Raw genomic sequence first — 25910 nt, 5'->3', positions numbered from 1 at the left:
ATGGAAGACGGGTTTCCCACCGTGCGCGGGCAATTGCAGGCGCTTGCGCCGTTGCACGTCATCGACGGTGTGCTGGTGCAGGACGGCCTGCCCGACGATCCGTTCGAGCAGCAGTACCTGCAAATCCGGCGCAAGGAAGGCCGGCTGTACACCGACGCGCAGGTGCGCAGCCTGCCGCGTCCCGGTGGCGCGCTCGGCAATACGCTTGAATGGCAGGTGCGTGCGCTGTCCAGCAGCTTGCTGGTGCAGCATCTACAAGCGCACGCCGGGGGGGGCGCCATTCTCGAACTGGGCTGCGGCAATGGCTGGTTGTCGCATCTGCTTGCGCAGGCCCTGCAGCGCGAGGTCTGCGGTGTCGACGTCAACCGCACCGAATTGACCCAGGCCGCGCGCGTCTTCGGCCATGACGCGCGGCTGACATTCGTCGCTGCCGACATCCACACGCTGGTGCTGCCGCGCGATGTATTCGATGTGATCGTGTTGCCCGCCTGCGTGCAGTATTTCAGCGATCCCGCCGCGCTCGTCAGCCGCCTGCTCGGTTGCCTGCGCGAAGGTGGCGAGCTGCACATCCTCGATAGCCCTCTCTACGCGACGCCGCAACGCGGCCGGGAAAGCGCCGCACGCAGCTTGCGTTACTTCACCGACCTGGGATGCCCGGCGCTGGCCGCGCACTATCACCAGCACACCTACGCCAGCTTCGACCGCTTCACCGTGCAGTGGTTGTTCGACCCCCGGCGCGCGAGCGCGCGGCTGGGGCGCCTGTTCAAACGGCGGCAGCCGCATTTTCCGTGGTTGTGTCTGCGCAAGCAGGACAACTGACGGTCCGGCAATCGATCGGGATCAGTGGGCTCGCACGGCCTCCATCAGCGTGGTGGCCTCCGGCGCCTGGTGCTGGGCAACCGCGCCGACCACGATGAAGAAGACGAGCACGCCCAGCAGCGGCCAGATCGTGTGGCGGACGCACAGCCACCACCAGCCCGGGGCCTGGATGCCGCGCATCCGCCGGTACAGCCCGCCGGCCAGCGCCGCGTCCACCAGGAGTTCGGCCATCAGCACCGGTGCCGACCACACCACCCAGACAGCAGCCACCAGGGCGGCTACGGACGCAGCCAGTAGCGCCACGATTGCCAGGACAGGCAATCCGGCATCGCCATCGATGAAGTCGGGAAGTGCATCGCCCTCCAAAAGCCCGGAGCCGGCCGGTGCGCCCCCTGTGCCGGAACGGCCCACACCACTGAAGCCGCCACCGCTGGTCCAGTCGGGCGTTGTTGGCATGCTACCGCCGTCAAGGTCGATGCTGTGATCCAGCAGCTCCTCGTACGCGTCATCCATGTCGTTGCGCCAACGCACCCAGGCCCACATCAGTAGCAAGAACAGGCCATAGGCGGCGAGTGTGGCCAGCGGATAGCGCACCACCATCGCGTCGATGCCGCCATTGCGCAGCAGGTGCGAGCTCAGCAGCCCGCCGCTGGCGGTGATCATCACGATGGCGCTCATCTGCAGCCGTGGCCAGCCGTCGCGTTCCAGGCGTTGGCGTGTCTGCAGGAGGTCGGGGATGTGCCGTTCTGGCATCGCGGTGCGTCCTGCAGCAGGCACGCCTGTGCCGGAATGCCGAGCGTAAGGAGTTTCGCGTGTGCGTGCATGTGCAGGCGCCTATCGATCCTGCGTGGTGGCGAGAACGGGAAGGGCATTTGCGGCGCGCGTTGGTGGTCGCGAGGCGTCGGTGTCCAGTCGCCTGCTGGAGGCATGACGGATTTACTTCGCAGTACGCTGGCCTGCTGGTACGTAGAGAAGCAGCTTGCGGTCGATACGACTCCGGAATCCAGGCGGGGGGCGCGGCGCATTGAACTCCCCACGATGCCCGCCTGCGCGCACGCACATGGCACACTTCAAGCTCATCCTTTGGCGAGAGACACCGGTGATTGGCCAACAACGTGATCTGACATTTCGTTTCCTGGCCGAGCCCAGCGACGTCAACTTTGGCGGCAAGGTGCACGGCGGGGTGGTCATGAAGTGGATCGACCAGGTGGGTTTTGCGGCTGCCAGTGGCTGGAGCGGGCATTACTGCGTCACCGTGGCGGTGGGCGGCATCCGCTTCGTGGCGCCGGTGCGCATTGGCGATCTGGTCGCAGTGTCGGCCAAGCTGGTCTACACCGGCCGCAGCAGCATGCACTTCGCCATCGACGTACGCGCGCGCAGCCCAATGGGTGGCGACTCGCGGCTGTGCACTCACTGCATCATCGTATTCGTGGCGATGGATCCAGACGGCGTCACCCCGGTGGAAGTGCCGTCATGGCGGCCGTCCACGCCGGAAGACCAACGCCTGGCCGAATACGCGCTCAAGGTGATGGAACTGAGCAAGGGCATCGAAGACACGATGGCGCATTACCAGGCCGATACTGGCCGCTAAGCGGTATTTGATGATGTGGGAGCGGGCCGCCGCTTCGCGGTGCTTGCACCGCGGTTGCCGCAGGTGCTTCCCGTGCATTTGTGGTCGGTGTCGGCCGCGTAAGCAGCTGAGCCCTCGCGTCGCTCTACAAGCAATGCGACGCGCAAGCCTCACAGCTCATCAAGCACGTATTGCACTCGTTGCTCTGTGTTGGCAAGCAAACGTTGATTGTTGGCGAAGTGGGCCAGATCAAACCCGTATGGCAGGCGCCGCCGCCTATCGCTGTGCAAATGGCCTTGGCGGTGGCGGTGGCGCGGTCGGAGACGGGGCTGGTCTAGAGGCTTGCAGCCATTCGCGCTGACACCTGGATTGCAGCGGCTCCGGCCATCGGCGGTCAGGGCAGCGCGTTGCACCGATGGCTCAGGCCGTGCGCGGCCGGCCGAAAACAAAAAAGCCGCAGCAACCGCCGCGGCTTTGATGTGCAGAACGAACGTTGCGATCAGAGTACGCGGCGCGCCTGGATGAACTTTTCGCTCCAGTAACCGCTGGCCAGCGAGTCCACGCGCACGTCCTTGCCGCGGCTCGGCGCGTGCAGGAACTTGCCGTCGCCGACCACCAGGCCGACATGATCGATGCGGCCGCGGCGGCCGAAGAACACCAGGTCGCCGGCCTTGAGCGCGTGCGGGTCCTTGATCAGCTCGGCGGTTTCATCGCGAGCGATATCGCGGGAGACGCGCGGCAGTTCGATGCCCAGCGCAGTCTTGAACACGTAACCAACCAGGCCGCTGCAGTCGAAGCCTTCGGTGGACTCGCCACCCCAGACGTACGGCGTGCCCAGCAGGGCCATCGCGCGCTGCAGGATCACCTGCACCTTGCTGTCGGCCACGGCGTTCTGTGCCGCGTTGGCAGCGCTCTGCGAGACGTCGTAGTTGGCGAGCAGGCGGCTGAGGTCGCCAGCGAACATCGCCGAGCGGTCCATCAGAGGAATGGCGTCGTTGGCAGCCAGGTGCGGAAGCAGGGCGGCCAGCGTTGCAGTGGCAGCGGCATCGGCGCGGCTGCGGGTGGCGGCTTTCTCAGCGGCGACGGCGCTTTCAGATGCGGTCGTCGGCGGAACGGAAGAGGGGCTGGGGGCGGTCTGTGCCAGGGCGGGAAGTGCTGTGAGCCAGAGCGCGGTGGCGCACAACAGGCGGAGCGGTTTCCGGGGCGGATGCGGTGCGGCGCCAGGGTTGAGCTGTTCGTCGTTCGTCACGCGGGAATCACAATTCTGCTGTCGATGCGGGATGATGCCTTGGTGAAGGGTTCGTTACGTTCAAAAAACGTTAACTTTCCGTTTTGTGACTTGTGACGAACGTCACATTTCAATGTAAAACCCGCTTTGAACCTGAATAGTGATCACGCCAGTAAGCCCCGTCGAGGAAATCCAAGCGGACGGTACCGCCACTGCTTGGGGCGTGCACGAAGCGGCCTTCACCGACGTAAATGCCGACGTGGGTCACGCTTCCGCTGGAGCCAAAAAAGACCAGATCGCCAGTTGACAGTTTTTCCGCTGGAATCTTTGGCCCCTGCACGGCGGCCAGGTCACGCGAGGTCCTGGGCAATGAAAGTGCCAGCACGTCCTTGTAGACATAGGTGACAAGCCCGCTGCAGTCGAAGCCGCTCTCCGGCGTGTTGCCGCCATACCGGTACGGCGTGCCGACCAGGCCCAGGGCGCGCATGAGGATGTTGTTGGCGGCAGCGGGGTTGGCCGGCGGTACCTGGGGCCAGACGCGTGCGGTGGCCGGTGCTGGCGCCGGGCGGCGCACCGGTGCCTGCGAGCAGGCGGCCAGCAGCGACAGACCCAGCATCAGGCAGGCCGCGGCGGTGCGGGGACGAACGGCAGCAACTGGCGTGATAGGCATCGAGCCGGGATAATGGGCGGTTACGAAGGTCGCCATGATGGCGGCGCACTCGACGGCCCACAAGCCGTCCTCAACCGTCTGCCACCGGGCAGCCCCATTCAGAGCTAGGCATGAAGATCGAAAAAGACAGCGTTGTCCGCTTCCATTACACCGTTTCCGAGCTCGGCCAGGAGCCGATCGAAAGTTCCAAGGAGCGCGACCCGTTGGCGATCCTGATCGGCCACGGCAACATCATCCCGGGCCTGGAAGCGGCCATGATGGACAAGGAAGCCGGCGAGAGCTTCGGCGTCGACGTCAAGGCCACCGAGGCTTACGGCGAATACCGCGAAGGCCTGAGCCAGCGCGTGCCCAAGAAGCACTTCGGCGCCACCAAGCTGGTGCCGGGCACGCAGGTGGTGCTGCAGACCAACTTCGGCCCGCGTGCGGTGACGGTGCAGAAGGTCGGCATGAGCGTGGTCGATGTGGATCTCAACCACCCGATGGCCGGCAAGGACCTGCACTTCGACGTGGAAATCATCGAAGTGCGCGAAGCTACCCAGGAAGAGCGTGACCACGGCCATGTGCACGGCGACGGTGGTCACCACCACTGAGTCACCGCTGTGCATCCTGACGGCCCGCCTCTTCGGCGGGCCGTTTGCATTGTGCGACCTGCTGTGTCGCGTGCCGTTACCCGGGTTTCGATGACCGAGCGTTCTGTATTGTTGCCAATTGCCGCGACCGAGCGGATTGCGGTGCTGGATGTGCTGCGCGGTTTCGCGCTGCTGGGCATCTTGCTGATGAACATCGAAGGCTTCGTCGGCCCGCTGGACCTGGCGGTGACCGGCGTCGATCCGCACTGGCATGGCCTGGACCGCGTGGTCGATGCGCTGACCTATGTGTTTGTGCAGGGCAAGTTCTACACCTTGTTCTCGCTGTTGTTCGGCATGGGCTTTGCGGTGATGGCGCAACGCGCCCAGCAGGCGCAGCGCCCGTTCCTGGGCATGTATCTGCGCCGCAGTGCCGGCCTGCTGGTGATCGGTCTTGCCCATGCGGTGCTGCTGTGGTCGGGCGATGTGCTGGTGACCTATGCGCTGCTGGCGCTGCTGTTGCTGGCCACCCGCTCCGTCCCCACGACCACGCTGCCGTGGTTTGCGGTGTTCGTGTACCTGTGTGCGCCGGGATTGATCCAGCTCTATGGCGCGGTGGGCGCGCTGGCCCAGGCGGATCCCGCCGCCGCGGCCGAGTGGAACGTGGCGATGCGCGAGGTGGCGCAGCAGGCGGTGGCCAACGTGCAGGCGCAGCGCAGTGCGCTGGGCAGCGGCACCTATGTGCAGGCCACCGTGCAGCGTTGGCACGATCTGCGCGAGGCCTTGAGCGCGCTGACCATCAACGGCCCGGCCATGCTCGGGATGTTCCTGCTGGGTGGCTGGTTTGTGCGCAGCGGGGCGATTGCCGCGCCCGAGCGCTTTGTGCGTCTGTTCGGTTGGCTGCGTTACGGCGTGTTGCCACTGGGTCTGGCGTTGATGCTGGTGAGCTACCGGCTGGAGCCGTGGATGGATCCGGCCCGGCTGGATCTGCGGCTGTCGTTGGCGTTCGCGCTGGCACTGCTGGGCGGGGCGATGATGTGCCTGGGCTATGCGGCCTGGGTGATGCGTTTTGCAGCGCAGCTGCGCTGGCTGGTACCGGCCGGGCGCATGGCCTTGAGCAACTATCTGCTGCAGTCGCTGCTGTGTACGAGCATCTTCTACGGCTATGGCCTGGGTTATTTCGAACAGTTGCCGCGTGCCTGGCAACCGCCATTTGCGCTGCTGGTCTTCGCAGTGCAGGTGGCACTGAGCCACCTGTGGTTGCGCTGGTTCCGCTTCGGGCCGGTGGAGTGGCTGTGGCGCTGCGTGACCTATCTGCAGGTGCCGCCACTGCGGCGTCGTGCTGGCGCTACTGGCTGACGCATGAGCAACGCATGCGTGGATGTGGTGGTCATCGGCGCCGGTGCGATCGGGCTGGCCACCGCGCGTGCGTTGGTCGATGCCGGCCGCCAGGTGCAGGTGCTTGATGCCGGCGCGATCGGCGGGGCAACCTCGTATGGCAACTGCGGCACCATCACGCCCAGCCATGCGCCGCCACTGGCAGCGCCGGGCATGCTTGGCCAGGCGCTGAAATGGATGTTGACGCCGGATGCGCCGCTGTATATCCCGCCGCGGCTGGATCCCACGCTGTGGCATTGGTTATGGCGCTTTGCACGGCGCTGCAACCAGCGTGATTGGCGAGCCAGCGTGCAGGCGCGTGCTGCGCTGCTACACGATGCACGCCTGCGGCTTGCACACTGGATCGAACGCGACGGGCTGGACTGCGAATTCCGCAGCGATGGCTTGGACTATGTATTCGGCGATGCGCGCAGGTTCGCGCATTACCGTGCCGAATGCGCGGCGTTGGCGCAGTGGGGTATCCAGGCACAGGCCATCGATGGCGAAGACTATGTGCGGGACGACCCCGCCTTTCGCCAGGGTATTGCCGGCGCGATCCACTTCCCCGGCGATGCGCATCTGCGCCCCGAACGCTACACCGCCGAGCTGGCGCGTGTGCTGCGTGCGCGTGGCGGCGTGATCCGGGAACACTGCCGTGTGCACGCCGTGCGTCCGGATGCGCAGGGCGTGTGCCTGCACACCGCGCACGGACAACTGCATGCGCGCGAGGTGGTGATCGCCACCGGGCCGTGGTCGCCGCAACTTGCTGCACAACTGGGGCTACGGCTGCCGGTGCAGGCTGGCAAGGGCTATTCGATCACCTATAGCGCGCCGGCGCAGATGCCAAAACGCCCGGTGGTGCTGAAGGACCGTTGGGTGTTCGTGGTGCCATGGCGCGACCGCCTGCGGATCGGCAGCACCATGGAATTCTCCGGCCACAACAGCCAGCTCAACGCGACACGCCTGGCTGCGCTGGAGCGCGCGGCGGCGCAATTCCTGCACGCGCCGAAAGGCCCTGTCGAAATCGAACGTTGGTATGGATGGCGCCCGATGACCTGGGACGATGTGCCGGTGTTGGGCGCGGTGCCGCGCAGTCCTCACGTCTGGCTCGCGGCCGGCCATGGCATGCTCGGCATCAGCATGAGTACTGCAAGTGGACAACTGATGGCCGACCTGATCACCGGGCGCGCACCCGCGCTGGACCCGCATCCCTATCGCGCAGAGCGTTTCGCATGAGCGCACGTTACGACTACGACGTGGTGGTGCTGGGCGGTGGCTCCGGTGGTCTTGCCGCAGCGTTCCGCGCAGCCAAGCATGGCGCGCGCGTTGCAATCATGGAGCCGGGCGAGCTCGGCGGAACCTGCGTCAATCTTGGCTGCGTGCCGAAGAAGGCGATGTGGTTGGCGGCCGATCTGGCGAGCAAGATCGAGCTGGCCGGTGCACTCGGGTTTGATGTGGTGCGCCCGACCTTGACCTGGCAGGAACTGGTCACTCACCGGCAGGGCTACATCGGCAACATCCACGCCAGTTACCGGCGGCGCCTCGACGATGATGGTGTGGTGCTGATCCCGCAGCGTGGCGTGCTGCAGGACCGGCATACCTTGATGGGCGCCGACGGCGTGCCCGTCACTGCCGAGCACATCGTCATTGCCACGGGCGCGCATCCATTGCGCCCGCACGTGGAGGGCGCCGAGCATGGTCATGTGTCCGACGACTTCTTCAACCTCTGCCATGCGCCGGACCACGTGGCCATCGTGGGCGGCGGCTATATCGCGGTGGAGATTGCGGGGCTGTTGCAGGCGCTTGGCAGCCGCGTGCATCTGTTTGTGCAGGGCGAGCGGTTGCTGGAACGCTTCGACGCCGAACTCACGTTGCAGCTGGCCGATAACCTGCGCCATCTCGGCGTGCGCCTGCACTTCGGTTTCCGCACCACCGGTGTGCAGCGCGATGAGGCGGGCAAGCTGCGCATGCGTGGCCACAGCGCACATCCGGGCGAGCTGGGCAACGATGTCTTTGACCAGGTTTTCTTTGCAATTGGCCGCCGTGCCAACACCGCCGGGCTTGGCCTGGAAGCGCTTGGCGTGGAACTCGGCAAGAAGGGCGAAATCGTCGTGGACGACGGCCAGACCACCAACGTGCCCAACATCCATGCGGTTGGCGATGTGGGCGGCAAGGTCGGGCTGACGCCGGTGGCGATCGCGGCCGGGCGCAAGTTGATGGATCGCCTGTTCGGTGGCCAGCCGGATGCGCGCATGGATTACGACAACGTGCCCAGCGTGGTGTTTTCGCACCCGCCGCTGAGTGCGGTGGGCCTCACCGAAGAGCAGGCGCGTGAGCGCTACGACGGTGCGGTGCGCGTGTACCGCAGTAATTTCCGCCCGATGTTGCACGCATTGGCCGATGCGCCGCAGCGCAGCGTGTTCAAGCTGGTGTGCGTGGGCGAGGAAGAGCGCGTGGTCGGCGTGCACCTGCTCGGCGAAAGCGCCGACGAGATGCTGCAGGGCTTTGCGGTGGCGGTCAAAATGGGCGCCACCAAGCGCGACTTCGACGAGACCGTGGCGATCCATCCCACCTCATCCGAAGAAATTGTGTTGATGCATTGAGCGCTGCATGTTGCGGCATCAGTTGCGGGTCGCAGTGTGGCAATCAGCGCAGAGGTCGGGCCCGGCACGTTGTTGCTCTGGGCAAAGCTGCACGTCTCTCAGCAGCCAGCAAGGCGTTGTTGTCCGATGGTGTGTGGTGCCTGACCACACGAGCGCGCAGCTGGCCTGACGCGTACTGCAGCCGAATGGCATCATTCGCGCATGCCATCCCGTCGCCCTTCCAGCACTCGTGTAGCCGGCTCGCACGCCGGTGACACCTCCGCCGCGCGCGCTGCCGAGCAGGTTCGGCTGCGGATTCTGGACGTGATCCGCGCCATTCCCGCCGGAGAGGTTGCAGGCTACGGAGAAGTGGCGATGCGTGCGGGCCTGCCAGGGCGTGCGCGCTTGGTGGCGAAGTTGTTGAGCAGCAACCAGGATGCAGCGTTGCCCTGGCATCGGGTGCTGCGCAGCGACGGGCGCATTGCGCTGCCGGAGGGCTCTGCCGGATACCAAGCGCAATGCCAGCGACTGCGTGCCGAAGGCGTGCCAGTGGAGCGGGGCAGGGTACGGCGTGCCACTGCAGCGCAACGGCTGGACGCGGCCGTGTGGGGTCCTTCATAAGCCTGCCGTTATGATGAGCGGCAGTCCCGAAGGATGCCGCCATGCTGCCCCAACTGCCGCCCGTCACCAAAGCCCTGCTGATCGCCAATCTCGGCATGTTCATCCTGCAATGGGCGCTGGGTGACCTGGGTGCCGGGCTGCTGCCGTCCGATGCAGCCCTGTCGCCGCTGATGTTGTGGCCGCTCTCCAATGGCTTCGATGCGTTCTCGCCGGGCGCCAGCTTCATGCCGTGGCAGCTGCTGACCTATGCGTTTCTGCATGGCGGGTTCAACCATCTGTTCTTCAACATGCTGGCGCTCTTCATGTTCGGCGCGCCGCTGGAACAGACCTGGGGCCAAAAGCGATTCCTGACGTATTACCTGGTGTGCGTAGCCGGCGCTGGCGTGTGCCAGCTGCTGATGGCCTGGTTCACCCAGAGCGGGGCCCCGGTGCTGGGCGCGTCTGGCGGGGTGTTCGGCTTGTTGCTCGCCTACGGCATGCTGTTCCCGAACCAGCGGGTGATGCTGCTGTTTCCACCCATCCCGATGAAGGCACGGACCTTCGTGATCGTGTTCGGCGCGATCGAGCTGCTGCTTGGTGCCACCGGTTGGCAGCCGGGCGTTGCCCACTTTGCACACCTGGGCGGCATGCTGTTCGGGTGGCTGTTGATCCGCCACTGGCGCGGCCAGCCGCCGTTCGGTGGCAAGCGCGGCAAGGGACGCAAGCCGCCGCTGCGTGTGGTGCGCTGAATCAAGCGACGCTATGGCAGGTGCGCTGTGAACCTGTAGGAGCGGCCTTGGCCGCGATAGGGTTTGTCGGTAACGCCCTGTCGCGGCCAAGGCCGCTCCTACAAAGCGTGCTTGGCGGTGGTGAGCAACGCGACGGTTCAAATCCAGACAAAAAAAGAGCGCGGATTCCGCGCTCTTTTTTATTACTGCCGATGACGCAGGGCGCTAACTCAGCGCCAGATCTTCAACTGGTCTGCATCCACACGCTGCATCGGCTGGCCCGGCTTGCAGCTGAAGGTGGCACCGAACTCCGGCAGATTGGACAGCGGGCCGTTGGTGCGCCACTGGCCAGGTGCACGGATGTCCGCACTGGCACGCTGCACCGCTTCGTTCGGTGACAGCTGCTGCGCCCACAGGCCAGCCCAGGCAGTGAAGAAGGCCTGCTTGTCGGCCTGCGTTGCCGCCGGCTGCGCCTTGCTGAAGGCCTGCCATGCCAGCTCCACGCCGGCCAGATCGGCCAGGTTTTCTTCGGCGGTCTGTGCGCCATTGACCTTGGCATTGGGCACGCCCGGGTAGGCGTAGGCGCCGTACTGGTTGGCCACCTTGCCGGTCAGCAGCGTCCAGCTGCTCTTTTCGGCGGGCGTCCACCAGCTGCGCAGTTCGCCCTTGGCATCGACCAGTGCACCCTTGGCATCGATGGCACGCGTCATTTCATGCGCCACCAGCGCGCCGTAGGCACCGTATTGCGCAGCCGGCGTGGCGCCGGTGCTCAAGACCGGCGGCTGCAGCACCGCAGCGGTGATGATCAGGCGGTTCTGTGCGATGTCGTAGGCCAGGGCCGGCTGCTGCGGCAGAACGTCCCAACGGCGATCGGCGTTGCCCTTGCCGATGCGCTTCATTTCCTCGCGGTGGCGCCACGTGGAGGCGATCAGCATGTTGCCGCCGAAGCTGCCACGGCCCATCGGCTGCACGGTGTAGTCGAGGTCGCGGCGCGGTGCGCCCACTTCGATCTTCATGGCGCTCAGCTTGGCCTTGGCTTCGGCGATGACCTCGCCATTGCCCCAGCCGGTGCGCTCCAGCGCGGCCAGCTGCGCATCGCGGATCTGGTCGGCGATGGCTTCGGCCTGGCGGCGGGTATCGCTGCTGAGGTAACGGCTCACGTACTCGCGGCCGAGCATCGGGCCGGCGGCCACGTTGATGGCATCGAGCACCTGCTGCCAGCGCTGCGGCGGCAAGGCGTCGCCACGCAGCAAGCGGCCGCGGAACTGGTATTCGGCGTCATGGAAGCTCTTGGACAGGTACGGCGCCATGGCATCGCCAACGCGCCAGCGCAGGTAGGCCTTCCACTGCTCGGGCTTGATGCTGACGATCATGCTGTCGAGCTGCTTGAACATCGCCGGGTCGGCCATCGACACCAGGTCGTCCTTGACGCCCTGGGCCTCGAGGAAGTCGCCCAGGCGCAGGTTCTTGTACTGCTTGGTCAGCTCCTTGGTGGCGATCGGGGCGTAGTTGTTGAACGGGTTGTTGATGCCCTGCACGGACTGCGCGCTGCGCGCCAGTGCGGTTTCGATCTGCAACACAGAGGCCGCATCGGCGTCGAGCTTGTCGGCCGGGGTGCCGGTCAGCGCCAGGATCTGCTTGACGTAAGCGCGATAGCGGCCCATCAGCGCCTGGGTATCGGCGTCGGTGCGGGTGTAGAACGCCGGATCCGGCATGCCCATGCCGCCCTGCATGAAGTAACCGATGTGGCGGTCGAGCGCCTTCAGGTCCACGTCCGGGCCGAAGTTGAAGCCGACCGGGATACCGACCTGGTGCAGCGCAGCGATCGAAGCGGGCACATCCTTGGCTTTTTTGATCGCATCGATGCGCGACAGCAACGGGGCGATCGGATTGGAACCGTCCTTTTCCACGGCGGCCTCATCCAGGCCGCTGGCCCAGAAATCGCCGAGCAGCTTCTGCACATTGCCCTGCGGGCTGTTCATCGCCGCATCCATCAGCTCGCGCTGCTGCTGCAGGGCGCGGTCGGACAGCTGGCCCAGCGCGGTGACCGCGCCAGCCTGCGGCACCGGGTTGCTCTTGAGCCAACCGGCATTGGCGTAATCGTAGAAATCGGTGCAGGCGGCCGGCACAGCCGGGGCCTTGGGGGCTGCCTTCTTCTTGCGAGCGGCGTCGGCGTCGGGGGCGGACAACAGCGTGATCAGGCTGAAGCCAAGAGCGAGGGCAAGCGGACGAATGGTGGGCATCGAGACGAAGGGTGGCCAGATTGAAGTCGGCGGAGTTTAGCAAGGCTGCGCCTCGCGCAGGCAGGCGGCAGCGGCCGTTCGTCCGTGCGAGCGCTCGCTGGCATGAACGCGACAGGCCCGCGGGTGCGGGCCTGTGCGTGATGCGTTGGTACTGGAAGCGATTGCAGACGGTGCCTGCATCGAATTACCAGATCACCACGCGGTCTTTCTCCGGACGCACCATTGCATCGCCCGGCTTGCAGGCGAATGCGGTGGCGAACTGCGGCATGTTCGACGGTGATGCGATGGCGCGTAGCTTGGCTGGCGCGTGCGGGTCCGACGCCAGATAGACCATCTGTTGTTGATCACGGACGCGTTGACGCCAGCTGCGGGCGAAGGCAAGGAAAAAGCGCTGGTCGGGGCTGTAGCCGTCGATGGCCTTGGCCCGTTCCGGATGCTGCTGCAAGGCGGTCTGCAACGCGTCATAGGCAACGTTGGTGCCGCCCAGGTCGGCGATGTTCTCGCCAAGGGTGAGTTTGCCGTTGACGTGCAGGGTCGGATGGCTGGGCAGGGGCGCATACGCATCGAACTGTTTGACCAACTGGTTGCTGCGTTGGTCGAACTTGCGCCGATCGTCTGCCGTCCACCAGTTGACGTTGTTGCCTGCACCATCGAACTGGCTGCCCTGATCGTCGAACCCGTGGGTGGCCTCGTGACCGATCACCGCGCCGATACCGCCGTAGTTCAGTGCATCGTCGGCAGTGGCATCGAAATACGGGGGCTGCAGGATCGCCGCAGGAAAGTTGATCGAATTGGTCATGGGGTCGTAATACGCATTGACCGTCTGCGGCGTCATCGACCAACGGCCGCGATCGGTGGGTTTGCCGATCTGCGCAATGTCGTAGCGATAATTGAACTTGTCCGCCGCCTGCAGGTTGCCGTAATAGTCGCCGGGTGTGATCTGCAACCCCGACCAGTCACGCCAGGTGTCCGGATAGCCGATCTTGGGCAGGAAGGTCTGCCACTTGGCCAAGGCTTTGGCCTTGGTCTCGGCACTCATCCAGTCGACCTGTTCGATACGTGTCTTGAGCGCCGCGCGAACGTTGTCGACCAGTTCGCTGGCGCGTTGCTTGGCATCTGGCGTGAACACCTTGGCCACATAGAGCTGCCCAACGCCTTCGCCCATCGCGCCGTTGACCGAACGCAGCACGCGCTTCCAGCGCGGCAGCTGCTCTGGCTGCCCGGACAGCGTCTTGCCATAGAACGCAAAGCGATTGTCGGCAAATGCCTTGCTCAAGCGCGTGGATGCGTCATCGATGGCATGGAAGCGTAGGTAGGCCTGCCACTGCGCAATGGGCGCGCTGGCCAATGCCTGATCGAACGCGGCAAAAAACCGTGGCTGCGCGAGCGAGAAGCCGCTGCCGACCGGTACGCCTTGGTTGGCGAAAAAATCCTCCCACGGAAAGTGCGGAGTGAGCTTGTCGGCCTCGGCGAGGGTGACCAGGCGGTATTGGTTCTTTGGTTCACGCGCGTCCACGGGGGCCAGCGATGCGGCAGCCAGGCGCGTTTCGAGCGCAAGCACGTCGTTTGCCTGTGTCTTGGCCAGCGCGGCAGGGGTGCCGGTGAGTTCGAGCGATTTGGCGATGTAGGCAAGGTAGGCTGCGCGGATCGGCGCGTGCTCCGCACCGGTGTAGTAGTCCTTGGTTGGCAGGCCCAGGCCACCTTCCTGTGTAAATGCAATCTGCTGGTCGGCATTGTGGAAATCCGCACCGGCACCGAACGCAAAGACCTGTGCGTCGCCTTCGCCATGCCGGTTGATGATGTAGGCAGCGACATCCTTGCCGGAGTGCAATGCGGCGATCTTGTCCAGCTGCGGCTGGATCGGCTTGGCACCGGCGGCTTCGATTGCGGCCTCGTCCATGCCGGACGCATACAGCGCGCCGATCTTTTGTTCCAGCGATGGGGCCTGTGTACCGGCCTGTTTCGCCGCGGCTTCAAGCAGCTCGCGTTGGATCAGCAGGCTTTTCTCCGTCAGGAGTTCGTCGATGCCCCAACTGGTGTGGTCGTCAGGAATCGGATTGGCCTTGGCCCAGGCGCCATTGACGAACTCGTCCAGGTTTTGGCACGCGCTGGCTGCAGGGCCCAGCTCGCTGATATCGAATGCGGGTGTGTTCGCTGCCGTGGCCGGCGGCGCGGCATGCGCCGCAGTTGCTGCTGATGCAGGGGCGGTCTCTGCATCGGAGGTGCGCTTGCAGCCGGGCAGGGCCACCAGCAGGGCCAGGGCAAGGGTGGAGGTCTTGAGCAAGGGCATGTCTGACATCAGCGAGGAGATGGATGCCGAGCATAAGCGGACTCGGCCTTGCGAGCGCCGGGATTGAGGTTTGTTGAGCTTGGTCGGGCGATAGCGGTTCACGAAGCGCATCCAGTGACTGGATGCTGCAATGGCAATCAATGTCAGTGCTGTACAAGCGCTTGTCTTGAGCGTGCCTGGTAAAGCACTCCCGAGAGCGTTGCAGCGAGATTGGTTGCCGAAGTGACGTGCCGACTTTCAATTGAGGCATTTGCACTGCCAGCGCGGAATAACGAGGTTGCACGCCCGCCAACGGCGCCACAGCACGCACAAAAAAAGCGGCGACCCGAAGATCGCCGCTTTCTCTTAACACTGTCGCACGATTACCAGATCACAACCTGCTGATCGCCCTGACGCACCATCGCATCGCCCGCCTTGCACGAGAACGCGGCGGCAAATGCCGGCATGTTCGACGGCGCGCCGATGGCGCGGAAGTTGGCCGGCGCGTGCGGGTCGGTCTTCAGGCGCACTACCAATTCTTCCGGGGTGAAGTTACGGCGCCACACCGTGGCCCAGTTGAGGAAGAAGCGCTGGTCGCGGGTGATGCCGTCGCTCTTGGGGTCGTCCTTGCCGGCAGTGGCGGTCTTCATCGCGTCATAGGCGGTGTTGAGGCCGCCCAGGTCGGCGATGTTCTCGCCCAGGGTCAGGTCGCCCTTGACCTTGTCGCCTGCCGGCGTGCGGTAGCTGTCGAACTGCGCCACCAGCTTGCCGGTGCGTGCCTTGAACGCGTCCAGATCCTTCTGCGTCCACCAACCCGGATCGGCGATGAAGTTGCCATCGGCACCGAAGCGGCTGCCCTGGTCGTCGTAGCCGTGGGTCATCTCATGCCCGATCACCGCACCGATGCCACCGTAGTTCATTTCCTCCGGTGCATTCGGGTCGAAGAACGGCGGCTGCAGGATGGCGGCCGGGAACACGATCTCGTTCTGCAGCGGGTTGTAGTAGGCGTTGACGGTCTGCGGGCTCATGCCCCATTCGGTCTTGTCCACCGGCTTGCCGATCTTGGACAGGTTCCACTTGTAGTTGAACTCGGATGCCGCCATCACGTTGCCCAGGTAGCTGTCACGGCTGGTGCTCAGGCCGTTCCATTCACGCCACTTTTCCGGGTAGCCGATCTTGGGCGTGAAGCTTTCCCACTTGGCGATCGCCTTGGTCTTGGTCTCCGGGCTCATCCAGTCGAGCTTTTCGATGCGCGCCTTCAGTGCGGTACGCAGGTTGGTCACCAGGGTTTCCATCTTGGCCTTGGAATCGCCCGGGAAGGCGACCTTGACGTACATCTGGCCCAGCGTTTCGCCGGCCTGGCTGTTGATGGTGGCCAGCACGCGCTTCCAGCGCGGCTTGATTTCCTTCTGGCCGCGCATGGTCTTGTTGTAGAACGCGAAGCTCTCATCCACGAACGGCTGGCTCAGGTACGGCGAGGCACCGTCGACGGTGTGGAAGCGCAGGTAGGCGCGCCAGATGGCCGGGTCGGTGTCGGCGATCATCTTGCTCACTTCCTGATGGAAGGCTGGGATTGCCAGCGAGAACATCTCCGGCGTGGCCACGCCCTGCGACTTGAAGAACTCGGTCCACGACCAGTTCGGGGTCAGCTTGTCGGCATCGGCCGGCGAGATCGGGTTATAGGCGAGCGAGGCATCGCGCGACATCTGCGTGCTGGTCTTGGAGACCTTGGCCAGGCGGGTTTCGAACGCGACGACCTGCTTGGCCTGCGCGGTGGCATCGGCGGCGGCAACGCCAGACAGTTCCAACACCTTGGCGACGTGCGCCTGGTAGGCGTCCAGCTTGGCCTTGTTGCCGGCGCTGGTGTAGTACTCCGGGTCCGGCAGACCCAGGCCACCCTGCATCGCATAGGCGATGTTCTGGCTGGACTTCTTGAAGTCCGCTTCCGCGCCGAAGCTGAAGAGCTCGTTGTTGCCCTTGGCCGCGCTGCTGCGCAGATAGTCAACCAGCTTGGCCTGGTCGCTGATGGCGTCGATGGCGGCCAGGTCCGGCTTCAGCGGCTCGATGCCCTGGGCGTTGATCTTGGCTTCGTCCATACCGGTGGACCACAGGTCGCCGACGATCTTTTCGACGCCGGTGGCACCGGTGTCTGCAGCGGCCTGTTCGGCCAGCTGCTGCTGGATCGCGTTGGAGCGCTCGTCGAGCATTTCGAACGCGCCCCAGCTGGTGCGGTCGCCCGGCACCGGGTTGGCGGCCAGGAACTTGGCATTGGCGTAGGCATTCAGATCGGTGCAGGCGTTGCCGTTGGGGTCCAGATCGGCAGCAGTGAACTGATTCACCGCCGGCAGCTTGCTCTGGTCCAGGGTCAGCGTCTTGGGTGCGGCGGCCGCGCTGGCAGCGGCATCAGGCGCGGTGGCCGGTGCGGCGTCTTCGGGCTTCTTGCAGCCGCTCAGCGCGGCGGCGACGGCCAGGGACAGCGTCAATAGATGAGGGGTACGAATCACAAAGGCTCCAGGAGCAACAGTCAATTGGGAAGCCCCGTCACAGCGGAGCCGTGGCGGCACTCTACCTTTCTGTATGACAGCACGCATGGTGTCGAAGGTCATGGGTGGGGCATGGCCAGAGGGGCTGGCCCTTCGTGACCGGGGGCAGCCCTCGTGCGCAAGGCGATGCACGGCCGGCGTCCGGTGGTTTGGTTCTGCGTTGTGGCGTGGGCGCGTATTGGTGCTCATTGGCCTGACCGTCGCGTGCGGTGACCTGGTGGCACCCTTGATCGCGATGAGCGCCTGAATGGTCCAGCTGCGCGCACGGTGCTATATACACGCGCATGCCTACCGCTTCCGCACCGCTGGATGCACTGATCATCGGCGCCGGCCACAACGGCCTGGTGTGCGCCGCCTACCTGGCCAAGGCGGGCAAACGCGTGTTGGTACTGGAGGCGCGCGATGTCGTTGGCGGGGCAGCCGTCACCGAAGAATTTCATCCCGGATTTCGCAACTCGGTGGCGTCCTACACGGTCTCGTTGCTGCAGCCCAAGGTCATTGCCGATCTCGCCCTGGAGCAGCACGGTTTGCAGGTGGTTGCGCGCCGTATCAACAACTTCCTGCCGCTGCCCAATGGCGAGTATCTGTTGGCCGGCGCGGGCCGAACCGCGGTGGAAGTAGCCAAATTTTCCGCACGCGACGCCGCTGCACTGCCAGCTTACGAGGCGCGCCTGGAACAGCTGGCCGATGTCTTGCGTGCGTTGGCTTTAGAGCCACCGCCCGATGTCACCGAGGGGGGGTGGCTGCGCGCGCTGCCGCAGCTGTGGCGCGCCGGCAAGGTGGGGCTGCAGCTAAAGGAATTACCGCTCGCGTTGCGGCAGGACCTGCTCGACCTGTTCACCATTTCCGCAGCCGATTATCTGGATCGCTGGTTCGAAAGCGCGCCGATCAAGGCGCTCTTCGGCTTCGATGGCATTGTCGGCAACTACGCCAGCCCTTACGCGCCAGGCACGGCGTACGTGTTGTTGCATCACGTGTTCGGGCAGAGCAACGGCGTCAAAGGCGCCTGGGGCCACGCCATCGGCGGCATGGGCGCGATCACCCAAGCCATGGCGGCCAGCGCGCGCGCAGCGGGTGCACAGATCCGCACGGGCTGTGCGGTCGCCCAGGTGCTGGTGGAGCAAGGGCGTGCGGTGGGCGTCGTCACCACCGGCGGCGAAACACTGCGCGCGCGTGTAGTGGTGGCCAACGTCAACCCAAAGCTGCTGTATGAGCGCCTGATGCAGCCGCAGGATGTGCCAACGCCCACCCGCGAACGCATGGCGCATTACCGCTGCGGATCAGGCACGTTCCGGATGAATGTGGCGCTCGCGCGCCTCCCCGATTTCAGCGCATTGCCGGGGGCAGGCGACCACCTCACCGCCGGCATCATTCTCGCGCCCAGCCTGGACTACATGGACCGTGCCTGGCAGGACGCGCGCGCGTTCGGCTGGTCGCGCGCGCCGGTGGTGGAATTACTGATTCCCAGCACCCTGGATGCCAGTCTGGCGCCTGCCGGCCAGCATGTGGCCAGCCTGTTCTGTCAGCACGTGGCCCCGGTGTTGCCGGACGGGCGGCACTGGGATGACCACCGTGAGGAAGTGGCCGATCTGATGATCGCCACGGTGGAGCAGTACGCACCGGGATTCGCCGCATCGGTGCTCGGCCGCCAGGTGCTGTCTCCGCTCGACCTGGAACGCATCTTCGGCCTGGTTGGCGGCGATATCTTCCACGGCGCACTCAATCTCAATCAGCTGTTTTCCGCACGCCCGATGTTGGGGCAGGGCGGCTACCGCGGCGCCGTCCCCGGGCTCTACCTGTGTGGATCGGGCACGCATCCCGGCGGTGGGGTGACGGGAGCGCCTGGGCATAATGCGGCGCGGGTGATTTTGGGGCATTGATAGTTGCGAGTTGCAGCACCCCAAAAAAAGAAGGCTCCGGAAACCGGAGCCTTGGAGAGGTCTCAACTGCCCGGAGCGTCGATGACGCTCCGGGTTTGTTGCGCTATCAGAAGTCGTAAGACGCGGAGAGACGCAGGTAGCGCGGCGTGTTGTAGCTGTAGTCCTGCAAACCGATGCCATACGTATTGGATACAAGGCCCGGGTCGGTCTCATAGACGCCATCAACACGGTTCGCGCTGCGATCGTTCAACACATTGAAGATCTGTAGACCAACGGCCAGCTTGTGGTCTGCAAACGACGGACGATAGGTCACGCCAAGATCCACATTCTTGATCCAGGGCGTGCGGCCTGCGTCGCCAGGATTGGAAGGCTGACCGCCGCAGTAATGATAGGCGGAGCCATAGCTGATCGGATCCTGCCCATTCTCAAAGTACCCAAGGCATGTTCTTGGCGTACCGGACATCACGCGCAGCGTTGCCGATGCCATCCACTCCGGGCTGATCTGATAAGCACCAAAGGCCTTGAGTTGGTGGCGACGATCATTGGCGAGGCTTCCACCGGCGTAATACATCAGTGCTGCAGCATCCCAGTCCTGTGTCTTGGACACGTCCGCCTGACCAAGATCCGACTTCACCTGACCTTCGGTGTTGCCGTAGCTGTGCGACCAGGTGTAATCGACGCGGCCATACCATTTTTCGTCGAACGGGTGTTCCAGGAACAGGTCGACCGAGACATAACTACGCTTGGCCTTATCGGTGAAACCCCAGTCCTGCTGCGACATTTGCACCTGCGTGTAGCCGGAGCCGTCGGCATTAGCCAAGCTATAGGTGTTGGTTTTCCCGGGATTGAACATGACGCAGCCAGGAATATCGACTGCATCTGGATTTCCACCCGTGGCGACGAGCTTGTCGGCAATCCTCGCGGTGTCGCAGACGTCGTCGATCGCGCTCTGCAGCTTGCGATATGTGAACTTGGCGCCCGAGTTCCAGCTTTCGCCCAAGGTCTTCTCGAAGCCAAGGATGAATTCGTCCTGGTATTGCGACTTCAGGTCGGTGGGCGCGAAGGCATTCGGATCAGGTGCCTGCCCGTATTCGCCATTGGAGGAGACCGGGCCGGGACCGATGGGCGCTAGGCCGGTTGGTTCGCCATTGGCGTCGATGCCCGTATAGGTGAAGTACTCATCTGTATAGGTCGAAGCCGAGGCACCACGAACTGCAACGCTGTTGGGAAGGGCAAGATAATAACGACCCAGATTGGCAAACACCTTCAGAGAGGAATCGCCAAAGACATCCCAGCTTGCGCCAAAACGGGGCGCCCACTGGTCGCCACTGTCGACATATTCGACATGATCACTGTTGTAGTTGGTGAACTGGTCGTTACGGATACCGAGTGTTAACAGCCACTTGTCGTTGACCTGCCAACGATCCTCAAGGTAATACGCCTTTTGCTCAACGGCCATGCTGGTTGTGGTCGTGAAAATGCGCTGCTGTGCGTAGTAACCGTCCGACCCAGGCCCCGTGGCACCGACCCCGAGACCGGGCCGCACGGCGGTCTGCTCATCGGCCGCTCGTCCGTATATCCACTGGTAGCCAGGGCCCGTGGTGCGGACGCCTTCGTCATAGGCGTTGAAGTACATGTTATCCACGCCTGCGGTCAGGTCGTGGTCGCCCAGCCGATAGTTCAGCTCCAGCCTCAGGCTGCGGGTCTTGTTGATTGGATCGTCAGCCTTCGCCCGATTGGTCGCCTGATTGTTGCGAATTGGCGTGCCACCGGTAATTGCCGGATTCTGGCTCGTCACACTTCCGAGGAACGGCAAGTCAGAAACGAAGGGATTGAACTGCTGATTGTGCTGCGTGCTGCGGCCCCAGGTCGCGTTCAAGGTCAAGTCATCGGTAATGTAGCCGGTGTACTTGAAGATGTCGTAGGTGTCTTTGATTTTAAATGTGTCGGGGAACGTCCCGGTCGGGCCACCACGGACTAGGCCGTCGTAGTCGAAGCTGGTGTAGGCACCACTGCGCCGGTCAGTGTTCTGAATTCGGGTGTACTCAACGATGTTGTTGTCGTTGATATTCCAGTCCAATTTTCCGTAGAACTTCGGCGTGCTGTACTCGTAGTTGTTGCGGGCCTGGATGGAGTCACTGCTCGCATTGGTGCTGACGCCGTCAACCTTTTCGGACTCGCCTGCCACAAAGATAAACAGGCGATCTTCGATCAGAGGGCCGCCCGCGTAAGCGCTGTAGACGGTACGCGTCTGCGTGTTGTCCTTTCCAGCCCGATACAGCGTGCCCGGCTGATCAGGTGTGTCGTAGTCGTATCCAGCAGGCAGCGTGGCATTCGGAAACCACACATCGCCCCGCGAACTCGCCAGCGAGTCGGGTTCCCAGACAGACTGGACACCGAAATGCCACTCGTTGGTGCCGCGCTTACCGAGCTGATTGATCACGCCGCCAGTCGAGCGACCGTATTTTGCGCTGTAACCACCGGTGTAGGTTTCCTGCTGGTCGATCGCACCGTATGGCAAGCTAACGCCGCCGAGATTGCTGAATGGATTGCTGACATTGAAGCCATTGATGTAATAGGCATTTTCGGTGACGCCCGAGCCGCCGAACGACACCACCGAGCGGGAACCGTTATTGAATGCACCAGCGCCCGACACTGCGCCGGGAGCGAGCAATGCGATCGCTTCCGCACTCCGTCCCAACGGCAGGGTCGCCAGCTGTTCGGAAGTAATCACCGAACGCGATGTGGTAGAGCTGACATCGATCTTCGGCGCATTGGCGGCGGTCACCGTGATCGCGCCGAGCGTCGTGGCGTCGGCATTACTTGAGCTGCCGGCATCCGCAAACGACACTTCTGTGCCGGAACCGACGCGCAACTGCACGTTCTTGCGGGTATCGACGACCTGATCGCCGCGCTTCAGGGTAACGGTATAGGCACCGACAGGCAGCGAGCCGAGGTTGTAACGGCCATTCGCATCGACGGTGATGGTGCGGCTGAGGCCGGTATCGCTTTGCACAACGATGGTGCTGCCGGCTTCGCTGGGGGCGCTGCCGTAGATGCTGCCGGTGGTGCTCTGCGCATACACCGCGCCGTTGGCTAGGCACGCACCGAGCACGACAGCGAGAGCGGTGCGCTTGAGGACCTGGCGACGAAATTGATTGCTCATTCCTGACCTTTGAACTGGGGAATCGGGAGAAGTGGCGGTCACCGAAGAGTCAGATGGCCTTAACCCGAACGTAATGAATCTGCGCCCGCCGTTGCAATAGCTATCAACGGTTCATTAATGAAATGACCGATATCCGCATTGAAAGTGCGGAAGTCAGCACAATTTGGTGCCAGTTCGCACAATGCATGACGATTGGCGTCTGGGAATTCATATTCGTAATGTCTTCAGATAACAGCCGATTAATGTGAAATCCATCATCTATTGGTTTCAATAAAAACGAATAAGCGCTTCAATAGGTTTCGAAAGAAACTAAAAAGGCCGCGACAAGCGGGGCCCTCCAGTGCTTCGGCTGATGCCAGCACTTAGAACTTCACAGTCGTCCCCAGGTAGAAGAACCGGCCCACGTTGTCGTACAGCGCGGAAGTAAAGTCCGAACCGAAGTAGTTACGCGGCGGGTCCTTGTCGAAGGCGTTGTCGATGCCGAGATACACATCGATCTTCGAGCCGGGGAACTGATAGCCGAACTGGAAGTTGTGGTACGTGTACGAGCCGTTGCGGATCGGGCTGGCCGAGCCCGGGTTGCTGTTGTAGCTCTCCGGGGTCACGCGCAGGTTGCCGTCCACGTAGTTCATGTCCCACGAGGCGCGCCATTCGTTCCAGTTGTACTTGGTCTGGAACTGCGCGCGCCAGCGCGGGTCGGTCACGTAGGTCACGTACTCGTCGTACTCTTCCGGGAAATCCTGGAACACCCACTCGCGCGACTGGATCAGGCGCGTGCCGACCAGGCGCAACACGGTGTTGCCTTCGCCCAGCTGGAAGCGGTAGTCCATTTCCAGATCCACGCCGACACGACGCGAACGCGCCAGATTTTCGTTGAGCGCCTGCCACCCGATGACGCTGTGTTCGGGATAGATCCGGCCTTGCGGGTCGGTGAAGCCACCCAGCGGTGCGCGCTGCACGAAGCCGCAGAAGCTGTTGTTGATGCCGCCCGGGTTGTCCACGCAACGCGTGGCATTGGTTTCGGCCGTCACCGAGCCAATCGCGTCCTGCAGGTCGATGCGCCAGTAGTCAACCGACATGCCGAATCCTTCGAAGAACTCCGGCTGCCACACCAGCCCGTACGACAGGCTGCGCGCGCGCTCCGGCTTCAACTCCGGATTGCCGCCGCTCACGCCGGGGCGGTTGGCGGTGTAGGTATCGATCCAGCCCACCGGAACGCCCAAGGCGCTGCAATTAGCCTGGCGTAGCGCCACATCGCCGGCGGTGCCGGGACGATTGCTGTTGCTGGAGAGGTAATTGCAGGGGTCGTTGATGGTGGCGAAGTTTTCGCTCTGCGAGTCGTACAGCTCACCGATGCTGGGCGCGCGCACCGCCTGGGCCAGCGTGCCGCGCAGACGCAGCGACGGGATGATGGTCCAGTCCAGGCCGATGTTCCAGGTCTTGGTCGAGCCGATGCTGCTGTAGTCCGAATAGCGGCCGGCCAGATCCAGTGCGAGCCGATCCACGCCGGGCAAACCCGCCAGCAGCGGAATGGTGCTCTCCACGAACACTTCCCGCACGGTGTACTCGCCGCCGCTGTTCGGGATGGCGTTGAGGAAGGTCACGCCCGATGCGGCCAGCGGATCGGTGATTTCTTCGCTCTGTTCCTTGCGGTATTCCACGCCACCGGCGATGCCGATGTCACCGGCCGGCAGCGACAGCAGGTTGCTGTTGGCCACCGAGGCGCTGAAGACCGTCTGCTGGATCTTGGCTTGCGAGCGGGCGGTGGTGTTGAACCATGCTGCTGCTTCCGGGCTCACCGCGCCGTTGCCGAACACGCTGAAGGGCACGCAGCCTTCGCGGGCCAGCGCCGAATACACGCGATTGGTGTTGGGGTTAATGGCGGTGGGATCGAGCGTGGTACGGCACACGATATTGCCGCTGGCATCACGTGCCGCATCGATACCGGCCTGCCAGCGCTCGTTGATGCGGTTGTTGAGGTTCTGGCGGTCAACCGTGGTCTTGCCGTAGTTGGCCGACACGTCGTAGGTCCAGTTGTCGGTGAAGTTGCCTTCGGCGCCGAGCACTGCACGGTAGGTCTTGCGTTCGATGTTTTCGCCGCGCCGACCGGCATCGACGTTGAAGCGATTCATCAGGATCTGCGTGGCACCGCGTGAATCCATCAGCGCACCCAGTTCGGGACTGACATACGGGTTTTGCCGACGCACGCGTAGCGAGCTGTCGAAGGCGGGCTGGCCGAAGAATTCCGAATCGGTCTCGCTGTACTTGCCTTCGAAGAACAGGCGATGATTCTCGCTGAGCTCGAAGTTGACCATCGTGTTGACGCTCTTGCGATCGAAACCGGGCTGCAAATCGGCCACGGCGTTGAGGTCGGCAAAGTCGCAATCCACGCACGAGGTGTTGCTCACCACGGTGCCGTCATAACGATTACGGCGGAACGTGCCGTCTTCATTGAACAGGTAGCGGTTGCCGTAGCTGGCCGGGTTGCGGAAATCGAAGGTGCCCAGGTTGAAGGTGCCGCCATAGCTGGTGGAATGGTTACCACCGGGGCCGCTGAGCACGTTCTGCGGATTGCGTTCGCTTGGCGGACGGGTGGGGTCGTAGGCAGGGTTGGGCACCGTCACCAGGTACTCGCGGCCGATGGCGCGGTTGCCGCGGCCAAAGCGGTCCTGCTTGCTGTATTCGCCGGAAACGGCGATGTTGCCGCGCCCACCGGCAAAGTCGGTGCCTGCCGAGAAACTGGCGAAGGAGCGGTTGTAGTTGCCTTCGTCGGCCAGGCCGGTTTGCGCGCGGGTTTCAAAGCCGGTGAACGATTTCTTGAGGATGAAATTCACCACGCCCGCCACCGCGTCAGCGCCGTACACCGCCGAGGCGCCGCCGGTAATGACTTCCACGCGCTCGACCCATTCCACCGGAATGGTGTTGACGTCGACCGCGGTGGAGCCCGGGCTGGAACCCACATGGCGACGGCCGTTGACCAGCACCAGCGTGCGATCCACACCCATGCCGCGCAGGTCGAGCAGGCCCAGGCCCGCGGTGCCGATGAAGCGGGTGGAGTTGCCCAGCGTGTAGCTCGGCGCCAACGCCGGCATGCGTGCCATCAGGTCGCTGATGGTGGTGGCACCGGTGGCGCGGATTTCTTCGGCGGTGATCGCGGTGACCGGCGAGGGGGTGACAAAGCCGGTACGCGCGATGCGCGAGCCGGTGACGGTCACCTTGTCCAGATCGGTGGTGTCCGGGGCAACGCCATTTTCGGACTGCGCAAGCGCCTGGCCTGCGGGAACGACCAGCACGGCGAGCAGCGCCGCGCTCAAACGGTGACGACGGGTACGGTGCAGAGAACGACTCGACATGCCTTGCGGATCCTCGCTGGGTTGATGCGACGGCCGCGCTCGCTGAGCGCCGGCTGAACTGATTTTCGAACGTAACAATTCCTTAATCGTGTGTCCACCTTTGTGAAATATGTCGAGCGTTGACATGGATGAGGCAGCCGGCTCAGCAGGGCAAGGCACCACAAATCGCTCAAGCAACAGCGGCTGCGCCGTACACTTGGCGGTCCATGGCGGATCGCGCCGGCCGTTGTTGCCGCTGGGCGTCGTCGACTTCAGTTGGGTAAGGCAATGAGCAGAAAAATCACACGCGCAGCGCCAACTGCGCAGCCGAGGCGCC

17 protein-coding genes are annotated in these 25910 nt (G+C 63.9%); 9 read left to right on the top strand and 8 right to left on the bottom strand.

Annotated features, from left to right (window positions below; translation table 11 throughout):
* Window positions 1-819: a methyltransferase domain-containing protein gene (locus QRM89_RS12010; RefSeq protein WP_161961986.1), complete on the top strand. Its 819-nt coding sequence runs from the start codon at window positions 1-3 to the stop codon at window positions 817-819.
* A 21-nt stretch (window positions 820-840) separates the two neighbouring features.
* On the opposite strand, the gene QRM89_RS12005 is transcribed toward QRM89_RS12010, so the two are convergent.
* Window positions 841-1596, bottom strand: coding sequence for a hypothetical protein (locus QRM89_RS12005; protein WP_285448095.1), 756 nt, complete (start codon window positions 1594-1596; stop codon window positions 841-843).
* A 322-nt stretch (window positions 1597-1918) separates the two neighbouring features.
* Here QRM89_RS12005 and QRM89_RS12000 point away from each other — a divergent pair, with 322 nt between their 5' ends.
* On the top strand, window positions 1919-2410 hold the full coding sequence (locus tag QRM89_RS12000) for an acyl-CoA thioesterase (protein WP_014508277.1): 492 nt from the start codon (window positions 1919-1921) through the stop codon (window positions 2408-2410).
* Between the two features lie 478 nt (window positions 2411-2888).
* On the opposite strand, the gene QRM89_RS11995 is transcribed toward QRM89_RS12000, so the two are convergent.
* Together QRM89_RS11995 and QRM89_RS11990 are read right to left on the bottom strand one after the other, a co-directional pair.
* Window positions 2889-3638: a C40 family peptidase gene (locus QRM89_RS11995; RefSeq protein ID WP_285448094.1), complete on the bottom strand. Its 750-nt coding sequence runs from the start codon at window positions 3636-3638 to the stop codon at window positions 2889-2891.
* Between the two features lie 109 nt (window positions 3639-3747).
* Window positions 3748-4323, bottom strand: coding sequence for a C40 family peptidase (locus tag QRM89_RS11990; RefSeq protein WP_115530845.1), 576 nt, complete (start codon window positions 4321-4323; stop codon window positions 3748-3750).
* A gap of 74 nt (window positions 4324-4397) precedes the next feature.
* Here QRM89_RS11990 and QRM89_RS11985 point away from each other — a divergent pair, with 74 nt between their 5' ends.
* From QRM89_RS11985 to QRM89_RS11960, 6 genes are all read left to right on the top strand, one after another.
* Complete coding sequence (locus tag QRM89_RS11985) at window positions 4398-4877, top strand: peptidylprolyl isomerase (RefSeq protein ID WP_011037712.1); 480 nt, start codon at window positions 4398-4400, stop codon at window positions 4875-4877.
* Between the two features lie 90 nt (window positions 4878-4967).
* Window positions 4968-6212, top strand: a complete 1245-nt coding sequence (locus QRM89_RS11980) for a DUF418 domain-containing protein (protein ID WP_285448093.1) — start codon at window positions 4968-4970, stop codon at window positions 6210-6212.
* 3 nt (window positions 6213-6215) lie between these two features.
* Entirely contained in the window at window positions 6216-7466 is a 1251-nt protein-coding gene (locus tag QRM89_RS11975; RefSeq protein WP_228443730.1) for an FAD-dependent oxidoreductase, read from the top strand.
* Window positions 7463-8833, top strand: coding sequence for a glutathione-disulfide reductase (gene gorA / locus QRM89_RS11970; RefSeq protein WP_285448092.1), 1371 nt, complete (start codon window positions 7463-7465; stop codon window positions 8831-8833). The genes QRM89_RS11975 and gorA overlap by 4 nt, the downstream gene beginning before the upstream one ends.
* Before the next feature lie 201 nt (window positions 8834-9034).
* Window positions 9035-9433 carry an MGMT family protein gene (locus QRM89_RS11965; protein ID WP_228426293.1) on the top strand — a complete coding sequence of 133 codons (399 nt, stop codon included), beginning with the start codon at window positions 9035-9037 and terminating at the stop codon, window positions 9431-9433.
* A gap of 44 nt (window positions 9434-9477) precedes the next feature.
* On the top strand, window positions 9478-10161 hold the full coding sequence (locus QRM89_RS11960) for a rhomboid family intramembrane serine protease (RefSeq protein ID WP_029216918.1): 684 nt from the start codon (window positions 9478-9480) through the stop codon (window positions 10159-10161).
* Between the two features lie 209 nt (window positions 10162-10370).
* Here QRM89_RS11960 and QRM89_RS11955 read toward each other — a convergent pair whose 3' ends face one another.
* The 3 genes from QRM89_RS11955 to QRM89_RS11945 form a co-directional block, all read right to left on the bottom strand.
* Window positions 10371-12383: a M13 family metallopeptidase gene (locus QRM89_RS11955; protein WP_285448091.1), complete on the bottom strand. Its 2013-nt coding sequence runs from the start codon at window positions 12381-12383 to the stop codon at window positions 10371-10373.
* Between the two features lie 184 nt (window positions 12384-12567).
* A complete protein-coding gene (locus QRM89_RS11950; protein ID WP_042598352.1) occupies window positions 12568-14673 on the bottom strand; it encodes a M13 family metallopeptidase in 2106 nt (701 codons plus the stop codon).
* Between the two features lie 362 nt (window positions 14674-15035).
* Window positions 15036-17135, bottom strand: a complete 2100-nt coding sequence (locus QRM89_RS11945; protein WP_285448222.1) for a M13-type metalloendopeptidase — start codon at window positions 17133-17135, stop codon at window positions 15036-15038.
* A 344-nt stretch (window positions 17136-17479) separates the two neighbouring features.
* Here QRM89_RS11945 and QRM89_RS11940 point away from each other — a divergent pair, with 344 nt between their 5' ends.
* Complete coding sequence (locus QRM89_RS11940; protein WP_285448090.1) at window positions 17480-19075, top strand: NAD(P)/FAD-dependent oxidoreductase; 1596 nt, start codon at window positions 17480-17482, stop codon at window positions 19073-19075.
* Between the two features lie 106 nt (window positions 19076-19181).
* Here QRM89_RS11940 and QRM89_RS11935 read toward each other — a convergent pair whose 3' ends face one another.
* Window positions 19182-22241, bottom strand: coding sequence for a TonB-dependent receptor (locus QRM89_RS11935; RefSeq protein WP_285448089.1), 3060 nt, complete (start codon window positions 22239-22241; stop codon window positions 19182-19184).
* A 362-nt stretch (window positions 22242-22603) separates the two neighbouring features.
* Window positions 22604-25594 (bottom strand): TonB-dependent receptor, encoded by a 2991-nt coding sequence (locus QRM89_RS11930; protein ID WP_285448088.1) that lies wholly within the window; start codon window positions 25592-25594, stop codon window positions 22604-22606.
* Between the last annotated feature and the right edge of the window lie 316 nt (window positions 25595-25910).

The sequence above is a fragment of the Xanthomonas sp. LMC-A-07 genome, assembly GCF_030208825.1.
GTDB lineage: Bacteria > Pseudomonadota > Gammaproteobacteria > Xanthomonadales > Xanthomonadaceae > Xanthomonas > Xanthomonas campestris.
This window is presented reverse-complemented; position numbering and strand designations above follow the sequence as displayed.